This window comes from Paracidovorax oryzae ATCC 19882 (assembly GCF_000687165.1).
Taxonomy (GTDB): Bacteria; Pseudomonadota; Gammaproteobacteria; order Burkholderiales; family Burkholderiaceae_C; genus Paracidovorax; species Paracidovorax oryzae.
The window spans coordinates 24,123-37,999 of the sequence record NZ_JMKU01000019.1; the positions used below are offsets into that span (position 1 = coordinate 24,123).

At 71.8% G+C, this 13,877-nt stretch carries 16 protein-coding genes; 11 read left to right on the plus strand and 5 right to left on the minus strand.

The window, feature by feature from the left end; translation table 11 throughout:
- The first annotated feature begins 19 nt into the window (after nucleotides 1-19).
- Complete coding sequence (locus T336_RS0115400; protein WP_026433223.1) at nucleotides 20-1,318, plus strand: DUF1501 domain-containing protein; 1,299 nt, start codon at nucleotides 20-22, stop codon at nucleotides 1,316-1,318.
- A gap of 45 nt (nucleotides 1,319-1,363) precedes the next feature.
- Here T336_RS0115400 and T336_RS0115405 read toward each other — a convergent pair whose 3' ends face one another.
- Entirely contained in the window at nucleotides 1,364-2,323 is a 960-nt protein-coding gene (locus T336_RS0115405) for a DHH family phosphoesterase (RefSeq protein ID WP_051647241.1), read from the minus strand.
- 130 nt (nucleotides 2,324-2,453) lie between these two features.
- On the opposite strand from T336_RS0115405, the gene T336_RS0115410 reads away from it, so the two are divergent.
- The 3 genes from T336_RS0115410 (at nucleotide 2,454) to T336_RS0115420 (ending at nucleotide 4,838) form a co-directional block, all read left to right on the plus strand.
- Nucleotides 2,454-3,113, plus strand: coding sequence for a glycine zipper family protein (locus T336_RS0115410; protein WP_026433225.1), 660 nt, complete (start codon nucleotides 2,454-2,456; stop codon nucleotides 3,111-3,113).
- Nucleotides 3,114-3,157: 44 nt separating this feature from the next.
- Nucleotides 3,158-3,982, plus strand: a complete 825-nt coding sequence (locus tag T336_RS0115415; protein WP_026433226.1) for a pseudouridine synthase — start codon at nucleotides 3,158-3,160, stop codon at nucleotides 3,980-3,982.
- A 238-nt stretch (nucleotides 3,983-4,220) separates the two neighbouring features.
- The gene (locus T336_RS0115420) at nucleotides 4,221-4,838 is read left to right on the plus strand and encodes an MgtC/SapB family protein (protein ID WP_026433227.1); all 618 of its coding nucleotides are present in this window, start codon (nucleotides 4,221-4,223) and stop codon (nucleotides 4,836-4,838) included.
- Nucleotides 4,839-4,894: 56 nt separating this feature from the next.
- On the opposite strand, the gene soxR is transcribed toward T336_RS0115420, so the two are convergent.
- Nucleotides 4,895-5,350, minus strand: a complete 456-nt coding sequence (gene soxR, locus T336_RS0115425; protein ID WP_026433228.1) for a redox-sensitive transcriptional activator SoxR — start codon at nucleotides 5,348-5,350, stop codon at nucleotides 4,895-4,897.
- Nucleotides 5,351-5,593: 243 nt separating this feature from the next.
- Here soxR and T336_RS0115430 point away from each other — a divergent pair, with 243 nt between their 5' ends.
- The 3 genes from T336_RS0115430 to T336_RS0115440 all read left to right on the plus strand — a co-directional run bounded on the left by T336_RS0115430 (nucleotide 5,594) and on the right by T336_RS0115440 (nucleotide 7,740).
- Entirely contained in the window at nucleotides 5,594-6,046 is a 453-nt protein-coding gene (locus T336_RS0115430; protein WP_026433229.1) for a RidA family protein, read from the plus strand.
- Nucleotides 6,047-6,128: 82 nt separating this feature from the next.
- Complete coding sequence (locus T336_RS0115435; protein WP_026433230.1) at nucleotides 6,129-7,364, plus strand: MFS transporter; 1,236 nt, start codon at nucleotides 6,129-6,131, stop codon at nucleotides 7,362-7,364.
- A gap of 130 nt (nucleotides 7,365-7,494) precedes the next feature.
- Nucleotides 7,495-7,740, plus strand: coding sequence for a hypothetical protein (locus T336_RS0115440; RefSeq protein ID WP_026433231.1), 246 nt, complete (start codon nucleotides 7,495-7,497; stop codon nucleotides 7,738-7,740).
- Between the two features lie 73 nt (nucleotides 7,741-7,813).
- Here T336_RS0115440 and T336_RS0115445 read toward each other — a convergent pair whose 3' ends face one another.
- A complete protein-coding gene (locus T336_RS0115445; protein ID WP_026433232.1) occupies nucleotides 7,814-8,584 on the minus strand; it encodes an IclR family transcriptional regulator in 771 nt (256 codons plus the stop codon).
- Between the two features lie 385 nt (nucleotides 8,585-8,969).
- Between T336_RS0115445 and T336_RS0115450 the strand changes: the two genes are divergently transcribed.
- Entirely contained in the window at nucleotides 8,970-10,037 is a 1,068-nt protein-coding gene (locus T336_RS0115450; protein ID WP_026433233.1) for a porin, read from the plus strand.
- Nucleotides 10,038-10,153: 116 nt separating this feature from the next.
- Here the strand turns inward: T336_RS0115450 and ylqF are convergent, their stop codons facing one another.
- Nucleotides 10,154-11,122: a ribosome biogenesis GTPase YlqF gene (ylqF, locus tag T336_RS0115455; RefSeq protein ID WP_019700918.1), complete on the minus strand. Its 969-nt coding sequence runs from the start codon at nucleotides 11,120-11,122 to the stop codon at nucleotides 10,154-10,156.
- A 128-nt stretch (nucleotides 11,123-11,250) separates the two neighbouring features.
- Here ylqF and T336_RS0115460 point away from each other — a divergent pair, with 128 nt between their 5' ends.
- The 3 genes from T336_RS0115460 (at nucleotide 11,251) to T336_RS0115470 (ending at nucleotide 13,124) form a co-directional block, all read left to right on the plus strand.
- Nucleotides 11,251-11,502, plus strand: coding sequence for a hypothetical protein (locus T336_RS0115460; protein ID WP_026433234.1), 252 nt, complete (start codon nucleotides 11,251-11,253; stop codon nucleotides 11,500-11,502).
- Nucleotides 11,499-11,762, plus strand: a complete 264-nt coding sequence (locus T336_RS0115465; protein ID WP_375575520.1) for an oxidoreductase-like domain-containing protein — start codon at nucleotides 11,499-11,501, stop codon at nucleotides 11,760-11,762. The genes T336_RS0115460 and T336_RS0115465 overlap by 4 nt, the downstream gene beginning before the upstream one ends.
- Nucleotides 11,763-11,858: 96 nt before the next feature.
- Entirely contained in the window at nucleotides 11,859-13,124 is a 1,266-nt protein-coding gene (locus T336_RS0115470; protein ID WP_026433236.1) for a GAF domain-containing sensor histidine kinase, read from the plus strand.
- A 15-nt stretch (nucleotides 13,125-13,139) separates the two neighbouring features.
- Here the strand turns inward: T336_RS0115470 and T336_RS0115475 are convergent, their stop codons facing one another.
- Complete coding sequence (locus T336_RS0115475; RefSeq protein WP_026433237.1) at nucleotides 13,140-13,775, minus strand: LysE family translocator; 636 nt, start codon at nucleotides 13,773-13,775, stop codon at nucleotides 13,140-13,142.
- Nucleotides 13,776-13,877: the final 102 nt, after the last annotated feature.

Genomic DNA, 13,877 nt, shown 5'->3' on the forward strand with positions numbered 1-13,877 from the left:
GACCCAGGAAAGGCCTGCCATGACGCAACCCGCTTCCCCCCGAGATTCTTCCCTGCCCCGCGATGCGGCCGATGCCGTGCCGGGCCTTGCCGGGATCGCACCCACGCGCCGGCGCTGCCTGCAGGCGCTCGCCGCGCTGGCCGCACCGGGCGTGCTGCAGGCCAGCCTGGCGGCCACGCCGCAGGGCGCCACGGACGCGCGCTTCCTGCTCGTCTTCCTGCGCGGCGGCTATGACTGCGCGAGCCTGCTGGTGCCCACCTCCAGCGACTTCTACTACGAGAGCCGCCCGAACATTGCCATCGCCCGTCCCGGCGCCGAGGGCGGCGCCCTGCAGCTCACCGCCGATTGGGGCCTGCACCCGGCGCTGGCCGGTTCGCTGCAGTCGCTCTACGCGAAAAAGCAGGTCGCCTTCGTGCCGTTCTCGGGCACCGACGATCTCACGCGCAGCCACTTCGACACGCAGGACAGCATCGAGCTGGGCCAGCCCGTGGGCGCGCGGCGCGACTACCGCTCGGGCTTCCTGAACCGGCTGGCGACGGAGCTCGGAGCGCAGCCGCGCTGGCACGACCATCTCTCGCCCATGGCCTTCACCGACACGCTGCCGCTGGTGCTGCGCGGCGGCTACGACGTGCCCAACACGGCCCTGGCCGCGGCCGGCTTGTCCAAGCCCGGCATCGACGAACGGCAGGCAGGGCTGATCGCCTCCATGTACCAGGGCACGCCGCTGGCCGCGCCCGTGGCCGAGGGTTTCCAGACGCGCGACGAGGTGGCGCGCACCATGCAGGGCGAGATGGATGCCGCCAGCCGCAACGCGCTCAGCACCAAGGGCTTCGAGGGCACGGCGCGGCGCATGGCGCGCCTCATGCAGTCGCGCTACAACCTGGGCTTCGTGGACGTGGGCGGCTGGGATACGCACGTGGGCCAGGGCAACGCCACGGGCGCGCTGGCCAACCGCTTCGAGGAGCTGGGCCGGGGCCTGGCCGCCTTCGCCGACGAGATGGGCCCGGCCTGGGGCCGCACCACGGTGGTCGTGGTGAGCGAGTTCGGCCGCACCTTCCGCGAGAACGGCAACCGCGGCACGGACCACGGCCACGGCAGCGTGATGTGGGTGCTGGGCGGCGGCATCGCCGGCGGACGCATCGCGGGCGAGCAGCAGGCGCTCACCGCGACCACGCTGTTCCAGAACCGCGACTATCCGGTGCTCAACGACTACCGCGGCGTGCTGGGCGGGATCTTCGGGCGCATGTACGGGCTGAACGGGAACGCGCTGGCCCGGGTGTTCCCGGGAGCGAAACCGAAGGACCTGCGGCTGGCGTGAAAGACGCGCCCAGGTCCGGCCACGCAGCCGTGGCGGTGCCGCGTCTCAGCCCTGTGCTGGCGCACCGGACTGGAACACGCCCGTCAGCAACTCCGGCAACCGATCCCGCCCCATGCGGAATCCGCAGGCCTGCGCATGGCCGCCGCCGCCCATGCGGGTGGCGAGCACCGAGCAGTCGTAGCCGCGCTGCGAGCGCAGGCCGACCTTGACCTGTCCGTCCTTGCCCACCACCCACATCAGCGCGAAGGTGCCGGACTGCTGGGAGAGCATCTCGCCGATCAGGCTGTGGAATGCGCCCGGGGCATTGACCATCAGGCCCTGTTCCCCATCGAACACCAGCGGCTGCGCGCCACCGGCCACGTCGGCGGCGAGGTGGCGGAATTTCTCGTCCATGGCCTCGCCGCGCGCGACGAAGGCCTGCGTCTGCTCCGGCGTGAAGTGGGCGATGGCGTCCCAGCGCGCGAAGTCGAAGGGTTCCATGTCCAGCGCGGCGACGTAGCCGGCCGTCTCGGGGTACTTCCAGTTCCAGAGGTCGCGGTCTTCGATGTAGCGCACCAGGTCGGGCAGCGGCGCCTCCGCATGGAAGAAATCCCAGGCGAGGCGCGCGCCCGACTTGTCCATGTCGAAGTGCACCACGCCGCAGCGGCAGGCGAAGCCGGTGAGCTGTTCGGCGGCGCTCTTGTGGTGGTCCAGCATCACGAGGCGGGCGGCGCGTTCGTCGATGGCGCGCAGCAGTTCGGGCGGGAACGAGAAATCCAGGATGTACACGTACCGGCCTTCCAGCGGCGGCAGGTCCTCCACCGACTTCGCCTGGCCGTGGGACAGGCCCACGCATTCGACCTCGCCTCCGTAATAGCGCCAGGCGGCCAGCGCGGCACCGAAACCGTCGGCACAGCGGCCGTGGTAGAGCACCAGGGGGGATGGGTCGCCGGGCGACGGGGCCATGAGCAGTGTCTGGGGCAGCAGGGTGCGCGTGGCGGCGGGGGCAGAAGTCGTCGTGGTCATAGGGGCGCGATTGTCCGCGACATCGGGGCTGGCGCGCTCGCGCGCGGCGCGGAACAATGGTGCAGTCGGCGGGCCATGCATCCGGTACCGCCCCGCTGCCCGTCACCCCACTCCGCCCGAGGAGCCCCACATGCCCGCAACCCGCCCCTTCCGCCCCGGCCGCAAGGCCCCTGCACGCCTGGCCTGCACCGGCCTGCTGGCGGCCGCCCTGGCGCTCGCGGGATGCGCCAGCGCCGTGCCCGCGCCGTCCGGCACGGATCCGGCCGAGGTGCAGCGCCATGCGGCCGACCTGGCCGAATGCCAGCGCTATGCGCAGCAGATCGGCGTGGTGATCGAGACGCTGGATGGCATGCTGACCGGCGCGCTGGTGCTGGCGTCGCTCGCCTGGTCCGCGGGCGGCAGCCACGATGCGGTGCGCGACTGGGCCGTGGCGGGCGGCGCGCTCGGGGCCACCCAGGGCCTGCAGCCGCTGGAGCGACGGCGCCGCGCGGTGGACAGCTGCATGCAGGCGCACGGCCATGCGGCCGGGCCCTATCCCGCTGCGCCACTGCCCCTGCCGCCCGCCGAGCCCGCTCCCGGCACGGTGACCGGGCCCGCGCTGCCCGCCATCGCGCTGGGGGTGGACAGCTTCAGCGCCCAGCAGCTGGCACGCGCGCAGGCCTGCAGCGCCCAGCCCGTCGCGGCGCTGGCCGCCAAGGGGCCGGGCTTCGAGACCTATACCGTGGCCTGCGACAGCGGCGATGCGCTCGCGATCCGCTGCGAGTTCGGCAACTGCCGCGTGCTGCGCTGAACGGCCGGGCCGCGGTGCGCGCGCCGGGGTATGCTGCGCGCCCGATGCCGCTTCAGACTGCCCCCCGCCATCCGCCCCTGTCCATCCTCCGCCTGGACGACGACCTCGTCGCCGTCTACAAGCCCGCCGGCTGGCTGGTGCACCGCACGGGACTGGACGCGGGCGAGACCCGCTTCGTGATGCAGGCGCTGCGCGACCAGCTGGGCCGCCGCGTGTACCCGGTACACCGGCTCGACAAGGGCACCTGCGGGGTGCTGGTGATGGGGCTGCACGCGGAGGCGGCCCGCGCGCTGTCGCAGGCCTTCGAGCACCACCGGGTGGACAAGCGCTACCTGGCCCTGGTGCGCGGCCATGCGCCGGACCGGGTGATGGTGGACCATGCCCTGCGCCCGGACGATGCGCCGCCCGATGCCGCCGTACAGCCGGCCCGCACGGCGCTGCGCTGCCTTGCGCGGCTGGAGCTGCCCGAGGCCAGCGACGCGCGCTTCGCCACCACGCGGGCCTCGCTGGTGGAAGCCCTGCCGGAAACCGGCCGCCGCCACCAGATCCGCCGGCACCTCAAGCACATCGCCCACCCGATCCTGGGCGACGCCACCCACGGCAAGGGCCCGCTGAACCGCTGGTGGGCGCAGCAGCTGGGCCTGCAGCGGCTCTGGCTGCACGCCTGGCGGCTGGCACTGCCGCATCCCGCAACGGGCGACATGCTGGTCGTGGACAGCGGCCTGCAGGGCGTGCCGCTGCCCGGCCCGCCGGCTGCGCCGGCCCCAGCGGAGGTGCCGGCGGCGGCGCCCGACCTGCACGACTGGCAGGCGCGCGTGCTGTGCCTCGACTGGGTCCGCTGCGGCGACGCGGCGGCCCCGGAAGGCTGACACCGGAATCCATCTGGGAGCGCGCATGCAGGACCTGGCAGGCAGGCCCTGCCGCGCCCGGTAGGTGCCGTCCTACCCTCTGTCGCGACGGGTGCTGCCGGAATGCCGGTTGCCCACGGCGCACAGTCGGGGCCACTTCCGAAGACTTGACTTCCGCCATGCACAGCACCGCACCCCGCCGCCCGGACGGCCGCAGACTCCAGGCACCTTCCGGCGCATGCCGGTGCGGGGGCGCCGCATGACGGATTGGTGGGAAGTGATCCTGGCCACGACGGCGGGCGAATTCTCCGACCTGCCCGACCTCGAGCAGGCCACGCGCATCGTGGTGCGCCTGGGCATGGCCGGGCTGCTGGGCGGGCTGCTGGGCTGGGAGCGCGAGCACCGCGGCAAGGCCGCCGGGGTGCGCACGCACATGCTGGTGTCGATGGGCGCGGCGCTGTTCGTGCTGGTGGCCGAGCAGGAAGGCATCGCGCCCGCGGACAACAGCCGCGTGCTGCAGGGCATCATCGCGGGCGTGGGCTTCCTGGGCGCGGGCACCATCCTCAAGAGCGACGGCGCGCACCAGATCCGGGGGCTCACCACTGCCGCCGGCATCTGGCTCACCGCGGCGATCGGCGTGGCCGCGGGCCTGGGCCGCGAGGCCACTGCGCTGCTGAGCACGCTGATGGCGCTGCTGGTGCTGGCTGCGGAGCCGCTGGCGCAGCGGCTGCTGCACGGGCGCCGAGCCCCCGCGGAGAGCGATGCGGCGGCAGCCGGGGAACGCCGCGCCGCGGCCGGCGCGCGATCCCCTACGTCGACGCCGGACCACGGCAGCGAGACAGGCTCCACCGGCGGCGGGCCGCCCCCGGCGTCCTGACGCCTTCCCTCCCCTCCCGCACGCCCGGCTCTTCGAGCCACCGCGACCCTTGGCCCTCAGCGCGCCCGCCGGCGTGCGGCCGGATCAGGGGAAAAATGCGGCCCTGCGCCCGAAGCCCCCAGGGTGTCGTCCGGATTGCGCAACGGGCAGGCGCGCAGGGACAGGCACCCGCAGCCGATGCAGCCGTCGAGCTGGTCGCGCAGGCGCGTGAGCGTGGCGATGCGCTCGTCCAGTTCCGCACGCCAGGTCGCCGACAGCCGGCGCCAGTCGGCCACGGTGGGCGTGCGGCCCTCGGGCAGGGCCTGCAGGGCGTCCGCGATGGTCGCCAGCGGCAGCCCCATGCGCTGCGCGATCTTGATGACGGCGACGCGCCGCAGCACGGAGCGTGGATAGCGGCGCTGGTTGCCGGCACTGCGGACGCTGGCGATCAGGCCCTTGGATTCGTAGAAATGCAGCGCCGACACGGCCAGCCCGCTGCGGTCTGCGACTTCGCCCACGGTGAGTTCGGGCATGTCGGCACGGCCTGCCCGCCGGGGAGGGGTGTCGTCGATGAGGGGGGCGGCCGGAGGCGTGGCCAGGACCGCAGGGGCGGAAGAAGGGGTGCTGCGGGAGGTGTGCGGCATGAAGCGGTAGCGAGCGATCGGCAGGGTGGAAAAAAGCGGTTGACCTCAAGTTTAGTTGAGGTTCGATACTGCAGGGTATGCGGTCGCCGGCCTCACCGGCAGGCGCCCTTTCCTGAACCTCAAGGCTTTCCCATGACTCCTTGCGCACCCGCCCCGAATGCCTCCCCCGCTGCCCATCCCGTGCTGTCCTTCGCCAATCCGCCCGGGCTCTACGATCCTGCGCCGAACGGCTATTCCCACCTGGCCATCGTGCAGGGGCCGGCCCGCACCATCCACGTCGCCGGCCAGGGCGGTGAGGATGCGGAAGGCCGGCTGGCCGAGGGTTTCGATGCCCAGGTGCGCCAGGCACTGGACAACCTCTGCACCGCGCTGGCCGCGGCGGGCGCCGCGCCGCGCGACGTCGCCCGCCTCACGGTGCTGGTGGTGGACCATTCCGAAGAACGGCTGCGCTCCTTCGGCGCGGCCCTGCTCGCCCGCTGGGCCGGCGCCGCCCTGCCGGCGTGTACGCTGATTCCCGTGCCGCGCCTCGCGCTTGATGGCATGCTGTTCGAAATCGACGCCACGGCAGTGCTGCCGGCGGCGTGAAGCGAATCCACCCCATGCCCGCGGGCCACGGTGCCGCGGTGCCCCATGCCTTCGCCTTTTCCTGCTGACCGATTCACGTCCCATGCCATCCAGTTCCCCAGCCACCCACGCGGGCACCGCCCCGCACGCCCAGGCCCCTGCAGGGCTGTCCACCCCGGTACTGCTGCTCATGGCCACGGCCTGCGGCCTCTGCGCCGGCGCCAACTACTTCAACCAGCCCCTGCTGCATTCGATCGCGGTGCAGCTGGGCGTGAGCGAATCCCGTGCCGCGTTCACCGTGACGATCGCCCAGGTGTCGTATGCGGCCGGCCTGCTGCTGCTGGTGCCGCTGGGCGACAAGCTGGAGAGGCGGCGCCTGGTGGTGGCGCTGATGGCGCTGGCCGCCTGCGGGCTGTTCCTGAGCGGCTTCGCGGGCAGTTTCGGCGCGTTGGCCGCCGGCACGCTGATGACGGGGCTGTTCTCGGTGGCGGCGCAGGTGCTGGTGCCGATGGCCGCGGCGCTGGCCGCGCCGGGGCGCAGCGGCCGCGCGGTGGGGCTGGTGATGAGCGGCCTGCTGGTGGGCATCCTGGCGGCACGCAGCGTGGCGGGGCTGCTGTCGGGCGTGGGCGGATGGAGCCTGGTGTACCGCGTGGGCGGGATCGCGATCCTGGCCGTGGCCGTGGCACTGTGGTTCGCCCTGCCGGCACTGCGCACGCCGAACCCGCCCAGCTACGGGCAGGTGCTGCGCTCGCTGGCCACCCTGGCGCGCCAGCACCCGCGGCTGCGCAGCCGGGCCCTGCTGGGCGGGCTGTCCTTCGGATCGGTGAGCGTGCTGTTTTCCACGATGGCGCTGATGCTGGCCGGACCGGCGCACCGGCTGGGAGACGCGCAGATCGGCTTGGTGGGGCTGGCGGGCGTGGCCGGCGCGCTCATGGCCAACTGGGCGGGCCGCATGGCCGACCGCGGCCGCGAGCAGTGGACCACCCGGGCCTCCGTGCTGCTGCTGGCGGCCAGCTGGGGGGCGCTGTGGCTGGGCGGCGCCAGCCTGCCGTGGTTCCTGGTGGGGGTGCTGGCGATCGACCTGGCGCTGCAGGGCGTGCACATCAGCAACCAGAACGTGATCTACGCCCTGGCGCCGCAGGCCCGCTCGCGGCTCAACGCCGTGTACATGACGACCTACTTCGCCGGCGCCGCCCTGGGCTCCGCGCTGGGTTCGGCGGCATGGCAGCACGGCGGCTGGGGCGCCACCTGCGCCGCCGGCCTGGCGGTGGCGGGCGCGAACTGCGCCGCGATGTGGCACGACGCCCGGCTGGCCCGGCAGGCGGCCCGCCACGGATGAGCGCGGGCGCGCACTGGCGGCGTGGTCCGACACGGCCTCCCCCGGGCGTACCGGTGTAATGGCATTTCAGAAGGCCCCGCACGCCGCGCGGCCGGCCCACCCACCCATGCATTGCGAGGAGGACCGACCCATGCACGCAGAACACGCGACCATCCACGGCGAAGTGACCTACCGGGAGGGCGACGGCATGCCCATCGCCATTCCCGAAGGCCCGGTGGAACTCACCCATGCGGACGACAGTGTCACGCTGAGCTGGAAGGAAAAGGATGAAAACGCGGCGGGCGTCGCCGCCCTGCCCCGCCATGAGTTCGACCGCTACGTGAAGGAAGGCAGGATCGTCACCGAACGCGGCACGGGGGACAGCGGCGGCGACTGATCGCCCCACACGATCGCCCCCCACTTTCGTGCACCCTGAAAGCCGCCGGACAGGCTACGGCGGGCCGGAGCCTTCAGCGGATCGACAGGGACTCCGCCGCCTGCGCCAATTGCTCGCGCGCGGCCTGCAGGTCGGCTTCCAGCGGCCGGTCCAGGCGGCGGATGAAGGGGCAGGTCAGCACCGCCAGCGCCTGGCCCTGCGGCCCGCGCACGGGCATCGAGATATCGATCACGCCGAAGGCCTGCTGGCTGTCGCCCTGCCACCAGCCCTGCGTGCGCACATGCTCCAGGATGGTGTGCAGTTCCGCCGGCTGCATGGGCGCTTCACCCCCCGCTCCCTGCGTGGCCTGGTGCTCGGCCAGCATCTCGGCGCGGCGCTGCTCGGTCTGGAAGGCCAGCATCACGTGGCCCGAGCCCGTGTCGATCAGGCTCACCCGCACTCCCAGCCGGATCGACAGGCCCCAGTTGCCCGGTCCGTTGACCTGGGCCACCACCGTGATATCCCCCCGGTTATAGACGCCCAGGTGGCAGGACTGCTGCGCCGCCGTGGCGAAGCCCTCCATCACCGGCAGGGCCTGCGACACCATGCGCTCCATGGGCGGATGGCTGTGCCCCAGCACGAAGAGCTTGAGGCTCAGCGCATAGCGGTCGCCCTGCGGTGAGCGGGTGACGTAGTCGCGCGCGACCAGCCTCTCGAGCATCCGGTAGATCTCGCCCGGACTGCGGCCCATGGCCTTGACGATCTCGGCGCGGGTGAGTCCATGGGGCTGGCCGGCCAGCAGCTCGAGGATGTCCAGCCCCTTGTCCAGGGCGGGAGCACGGTAGCGATCGGTTTCTTCTGTCATGGCGGGAAATGGGATGGGAAGGCCTGCTCCGGAAGGGGCCGGCGGCGCGCTGGTGCGGATTCTCCGGGCAATCGCACGGTGGCGTGCCGGCAATTTGCCGTGGCTCCGTCGCCACGGCAGCAGGGTATCCCCTCATTGGCGCTGCAGGCTGCAAGTTTTTACATTGTTCCTCAATGAACAAAAAGTTCATATATGAACTTGAAGGCGGGGCTTACAAGGCCGCGCCGCGAGGTGCTGCCCGCGAGGGCGGTGGCTCCAAGGCTTCCGGCGCGATGCCCCGCGCCCGGATCGGCCGGCGCGGATGCGCGCCACGGGTGGGGTGACTGCCGGGCGCAGCCCGGTTTCTTTTTCGATCAGCAAAGTTACTACAACGGAGATAAACGCTGTGAATACGCATTCCAAGACAACCCTGGCGGCCGCGGCCGCGCTGCTGGCCGCCGCCGGCACGCTGCCCGGCGCGGCGCACGCGCAGTCCAACGTCACGCTCTATGGCCGCGTGGTCGCGGGCGTGGAATACATCAACAAGATCGCCGATCCCGTCACCGGCCAGACGAACTCGCTCACGCGCGCTGCCGACAACCAGTGGGGCACGAGCATGATCGGCTTCCGCGGCAAGGAAGACCTGGGCGGCGGACTGAGCGCGGTCTTCAACCTGGAAGGCGGCTTCAGCGCCACCAAGGGCACGACCGGCTCGGCGTTCTTCAACCGCCGCTCGCTGGTGGGCCTGAGCAGTGCCAGCTGGGGTACGCTGATGTTCGGCAAGAACCTCTTCAACAGCAACGACGTGTGGAACATCGATCCCACGGGCCAGCAGTTCATGAGCAGCGCGACGCTGGTGCGCGGCCGCAACTGGCCGGGCGTGAACAACGTCATCGAATACACCACCCCCAACTTCGGCGGCTTCACCGCCAACGTGCAGTTGGGCATGGGCGAGCAGCCGGGCTCGAACAAGCAATTGCGCAACGAAGGCCTGTCGCTGACCTATGCCGCGAACGACCTCGAAGTGCGCGCCATGCTCAACAGCCGGCGCGATGCCAGCGGCAACTACAGCGATGCCTACACCTATTCCAAGGACGCGATCCTGGGCGGTACCTACCGCATCGGCGCGGCCAAGCTGTTCGCCGCCTACGAGGCCATCTCCGCCCCCGACGCCGCGGCCGGCGCACCCAGCAAGCTCAAGCACGGCTGGCTGGGCGTGCGCTACGACGTGACGCCTGCGCTGACCCTGATCGGCGCGGGCTACCGCGTCAGCGCCAACCGGGGCAACGGCAACGCCACGCTGCTGATGGTGGGCGCGGACTACTACCTGTCCAAGCGCACCTTCCTGTACGCATCGCTGGGCGGCGTGAACAACAGCTCCACCGCCAACTACGCGGCCGACGTCACCGTCAACGGCCCGGGCGCCGGTGCATCGCAGCGCGCGATGTACTTCGGCATGGGCCACTCGTTCTGAGGAGGGCTGCATCCCGGTTTTTCCGTTTTTTTCATTGCGAGCCGGTTCACCGGCATTGGGGCTGCAATGCGGGACATGGCAGCCCTTTTTTCGTTGGCGCACGCCTGCGCCTTGGGTCAGGCGTCTTCCCCGCGTTCGGCTCCGCCGGCGGGCCGCCCTCCCTTGCGGCGCGATTCGCGCTCGGCCTTTTTGGCGGCCCGGGCGGCTTCCTGCACCTGCGCCGCGGCGCTCCAGGCCTCGAATTCGGGCGGTGTCTCCAGCGTGATGCGCCCGAGGATGGCACTGCGGAAATCCGTCATCACCAGTTCTGCCGCCTTCTGCAGGTTCACGCGCCCGCCCGACATCACCGCCCCACGCTTGCGCGCGATCAGCGTGAGCAGTTCGTCGTCGTGCAGCGCCGCGATCGCTGCCGCATCCAGCCCGAGGCGGTAGCGCGCATCCAGCAGGGGCGCGTAGTGGCGCTGCAGGTAGGCCAGCAGTTCCAGCGCCACCTCTTCCTCGTCGTAGGCATTGCGGCCCACCGCGCCGCTCGCGGCGAGCTTGTAGCCGCTCTCGGGAATGGTGATGCGCGGCCAGAGCATGCCCGGGGTGTCCCACAGGTAGAAATCATCGTCCAGCACGATGCGCTGCTCGAGCTTGGTGATGCCGGCCTCGTCGCCGGTCTTGGCCTGGGTCTTGCCGGTGAGCGTGTTGATCAGGGTGGACTTGCCCACGTTGGGAATGCCGCAGATCAGCACGCGCATGGGCTTGGCCATGCCGCCGCGCTGAGGGGCGAGCTGCCGGCAGGCGTCGATCAGGCGGCGGGCCGGTGCGGTGTCGGAGGCATCCAGCCCGATGGCGCGGGTGTCGGGGCGGGCGTTGTACCAGTCGAGCCAGGCCGGCGTGCGGGCGGCATCGGCCACGTCCTGCTTGTTCAGCACCTTGAGCGTGGGCCGGTGGCCCGTGAGTTCGGCCAGCAGCGGGTTGGCGCTGGAGCCGGGCAGGCGCGCGTCCAGCAGTTCGATGACGACGTCGATGTCCTTGATGCGCTCGCCGATCGCCTTGCGCGTGGAATGCATGTGGCCGGGAAACCATTGGATGGCCATGGGAGGGACTCAGGTGGTGCGTTGGAAGAAGGGGGATGGACGGGGCGCCGGCGCAGCCGCACCGATAATCGCGCATGCGGCGCACTGCCCCGCCACCCGTTGTTCCACCGATTGTCCCAGACCCGCCCATGACCCGCGCCTCTCCCACGCCGCCGCCTGCTTCCGAGACCACCCGGCGGCAGGCGTCCGAAATGCTGTTCAAGGGTGTGACCTGCGCGCTCATCGGCATCGTGATCCTGCTGGCGCCCTATTACGCGCGTTCGCTGAGCGTGCGCGATCTCATGGGGCAGATCCACGTGGTCGGCTGGTTCGCACTCGTGCTCGGGCTGGCCTTCATGGGGCGCTGGGGCTGGCAGCGCTGGCGCGGCGCCTCCCGGTGACCACGCCGCACGGCCCGCAGGCGCTTCCGGCAGGCCTCGCGCCCCTGCGCACCGCAGACGACGCGGCACGGGCCTTCGCCGGACTGCAGGCGCTGGCGCTGGCCCGCGGCGTGGCGCTGCGGCCACCGCCCGAGCCGCCCACCACCTGCTGCGGCCGCGGCTGCAACGGCTGCGTCTGGGAAGGCTTCTTTGCCGCCGCGCACTGGTGGTGCGAAGACGCGCAGGCGGCGCTGACGCTCCCTCCGGCAGGCAGGCCTTGACTCCCGCTGACTGAAAGCCCGCGCCAGCAGCCGGCGCGACAGTTATTTCGCGGCCCCGGGCGCCCTACGGTATTGCTGCCGAGTTATTCTCGGCCCATGCACGCCATTGCGACCTCTCCCCCCGAGCCGGCCGACGCTTCCCTGGAGGGTGTGCATTCCGCTGCCCCTGCCCTGGCGGCCCGCCACGCGCCGCAGCGACTGGAGGCCGTGGTGGCCACGGGCCTGCTCGACTCCCCCGCGGAACCGGGCTTCGACAGCCTGACGGCGACCGCGGCCCGCCTGGTGGGCGCCGCGGCGTGCTTCATTTCCGTCGTCGATGGGCGGCGCGATTTCTACAAGAGCCAGTCCGGCTTTCCCGAGGCGCTGGCCCGTGCCCGCGAAATGGAGGGCCTGACGTTCTGCCACTTCACGCTGGACCGGGACGACGCGCTGGTCATCCGCGACACGCACGCCGAGCCGCAATGGCGCACCGTGCCCACGGTGGAAAGCCTGGGCGTGCGCGCCTACGTGGGCGTGCCCCTGAAGGCGCACGGGCAGAACATCGGCAGCTTCTGCGTGATCGACATACACCCGCGCGCCTGGACGGACGACGAACTGGAAACCATCCGCCAGTTGGCCGTTTCCGCGGCGCGCGAGCTGGACCTGCGCACCGCCCTGGCTGCCGCGCAGGAGGCCGCCGCCACGGCGCGCGCCCAGGCGCTGGCGCGCGAACGGGTGCTGGCGGTGGTCGCGCACGACCTGCGCACGCCGCTGCAGGTGCTGCAGCTCAGCGCCACGCGCATCCAGCGCAGCGCGGAGGCGCCGCCGGACGAGGTGGTGCAGCGCATGCTGTCGGCCGTGGGCATGATGGCCTCGCTGGTGGAAGGCCTGCTCCGGCCGTCCGATTCGGTATCGACCGTGCAGGCCCTGCCGCTGGCGACGCTGGCCAATGACGCGGTCGAGATGATGGCGCCCATCGCCGAGAAATGCGGCATCGCGCTCCTGCTGGGGCCCGTGCCCGACACGCTGGTGCGCGTGGATTACGGCCAGATGGTGCGGGTGCTGGGCAACCTGATCGGCAATTCGCTGAAATATTCGCCCGAGGGCAGCACGGTACGCCTGTCCGGCACCTGCAGTTCGCCGCACGCCGCGCGATCGGTCGAACTCACGGTGGCGGACAACGGCATGGGCATGGCCCCGGAAGAAGTCGCCCACGCGTTCGAGCCGGGCTGGCAGGGCGAGACGGCCCGCGCCCGCAAGGACGGGGTCGGCCTGGGCCTGGGCATCGTGAAATCGCTGGTGGAATCCAATCGCGGGCAGGTGCGCATGGAAAGCCGCCCCGGCCAGGGCACCTCCGTCACCATCACGCTGCCGCGCGCCTGAGCGGCGTGCCCGCGCTCAGCGCGAGGCCACCATGCGCAGGCCCAGCGCGATGAAGACGGTGCCTGCGATGCGGTCCAGCCACAGGCCGGCGCGCGGCCGGCGCTGCAGCCAGCCGCCGATCGTGCCGGCGAAGCAGCCCAGCAGGCCGAAGAGCACCGCCGCCTGCAGCGTGAACACGAGGCCCAGCACGCCCAGCTGCAGCCCCACCGCCCCCTGCGACGGCACCACGAACTGCGGCAGGAACGAGAGGAAGAACAGCACGACCTTCGGATTGACCGCGTTCGCCAGCATGCCCCTGGCGAACAGGGTGCGCAGCGGCTGGGCGGCCTGAGCGGCCACGTCGGTGCGCAGGCTGCCGCCGCTGCCGGCATGCCGCAGGGCCTGCACGCCGAGCCAGACGAGGTAGGCACCGCCCACCCACTTGAGCACGGTGAATGCGGCGGGGGACGCCGCGATCATCGCGCTCACGCCGAGCACGGCGAGCAGCGTGTGGCTCAGGCAGCCCGCGGCGCAACCGAGGCCGAAGGCCACGCCCTGCGCCCGGCCCCGGGACATGCCCATGCCCAGCACCATGAGGTTGTCCGGCCCCGGCGTGGCGGTGATGAGGACGGCGGCGAGCAGGAAGGCGAGGATCTGGGCGGCGGTGGGCATCGCACGATGATACGGGGCCACTGCTGAGACAGCGGACGGCAGCCAGTACGCCGGCGCGTCGGGCCCGGCTGTTCCACCGAACGGAACGCATCCCCTGGTCAG

What these genes read in the sequence shown, in the direction of transcription:
- T336_RS0115400 (WP_026433223.1), top strand. Translation starts at nt 20, where the DNA reads ATGACGCAACCCGCTTCCCCCCGAGATTCTTCCCTGCCCCGCGATGCG.
- T336_RS0115405 (WP_051647241.1), bottom strand. Translation starts at nt 2,323, where the DNA reads ATGACCACGACGACTTCTGCCCCCGCCGCCACGCGCACCCTGCTGCCC.
- T336_RS0115410 (WP_026433225.1), top strand. Translation starts at nt 2,454, where the DNA reads ATGCCCGCAACCCGCCCCTTCCGCCCCGGCCGCAAGGCCCCTGCACGC.
- T336_RS0115415 (WP_026433226.1), top strand. Translation starts at nt 3,158, where the DNA reads ATGCCGCTTCAGACTGCCCCCCGCCATCCGCCCCTGTCCATCCTCCGC.
- T336_RS0115420 (WP_026433227.1), top strand. Translation starts at nt 4,221, where the DNA reads ATGACGGATTGGTGGGAAGTGATCCTGGCCACGACGGCGGGCGAATTC.
- soxR (WP_026433228.1), bottom strand. Translation starts at nt 5,350, where the DNA reads ATGCCCGAACTCACCGTGGGCGAAGTCGCAGACCGCAGCGGGCTGGCC.
- T336_RS0115430 (WP_026433229.1), top strand. Translation starts at nt 5,594, where the DNA reads ATGACTCCTTGCGCACCCGCCCCGAATGCCTCCCCCGCTGCCCATCCC.
- T336_RS0115435 (WP_026433230.1), top strand. Translation starts at nt 6,129, where the DNA reads ATGCCATCCAGTTCCCCAGCCACCCACGCGGGCACCGCCCCGCACGCC.
- T336_RS0115440 (WP_026433231.1), top strand. Translation starts at nt 7,495, where the DNA reads ATGCACGCAGAACACGCGACCATCCACGGCGAAGTGACCTACCGGGAG.
- T336_RS0115445 (WP_026433232.1), bottom strand. Translation starts at nt 8,584, where the DNA reads ATGACAGAAGAAACCGATCGCTACCGTGCTCCCGCCCTGGACAAGGGG.
- ylqF (WP_019700918.1), bottom strand. Translation starts at nt 11,122, where the DNA reads ATGGCCATCCAATGGTTTCCCGGCCACATGCATTCCACGCGCAAGGCG.
- T336_RS0115460 (WP_026433234.1), top strand. Translation starts at nt 11,251, where the DNA reads ATGACCCGCGCCTCTCCCACGCCGCCGCCTGCTTCCGAGACCACCCGG.
- T336_RS0115470 (WP_026433236.1), top strand. Translation starts at nt 11,859, where the DNA reads ATGCACGCCATTGCGACCTCTCCCCCCGAGCCGGCCGACGCTTCCCTG.
- T336_RS0115475 (WP_026433237.1), bottom strand. Translation starts at nt 13,775, where the DNA reads ATGCCCACCGCCGCCCAGATCCTCGCCTTCCTGCTCGCCGCCGTCCTC.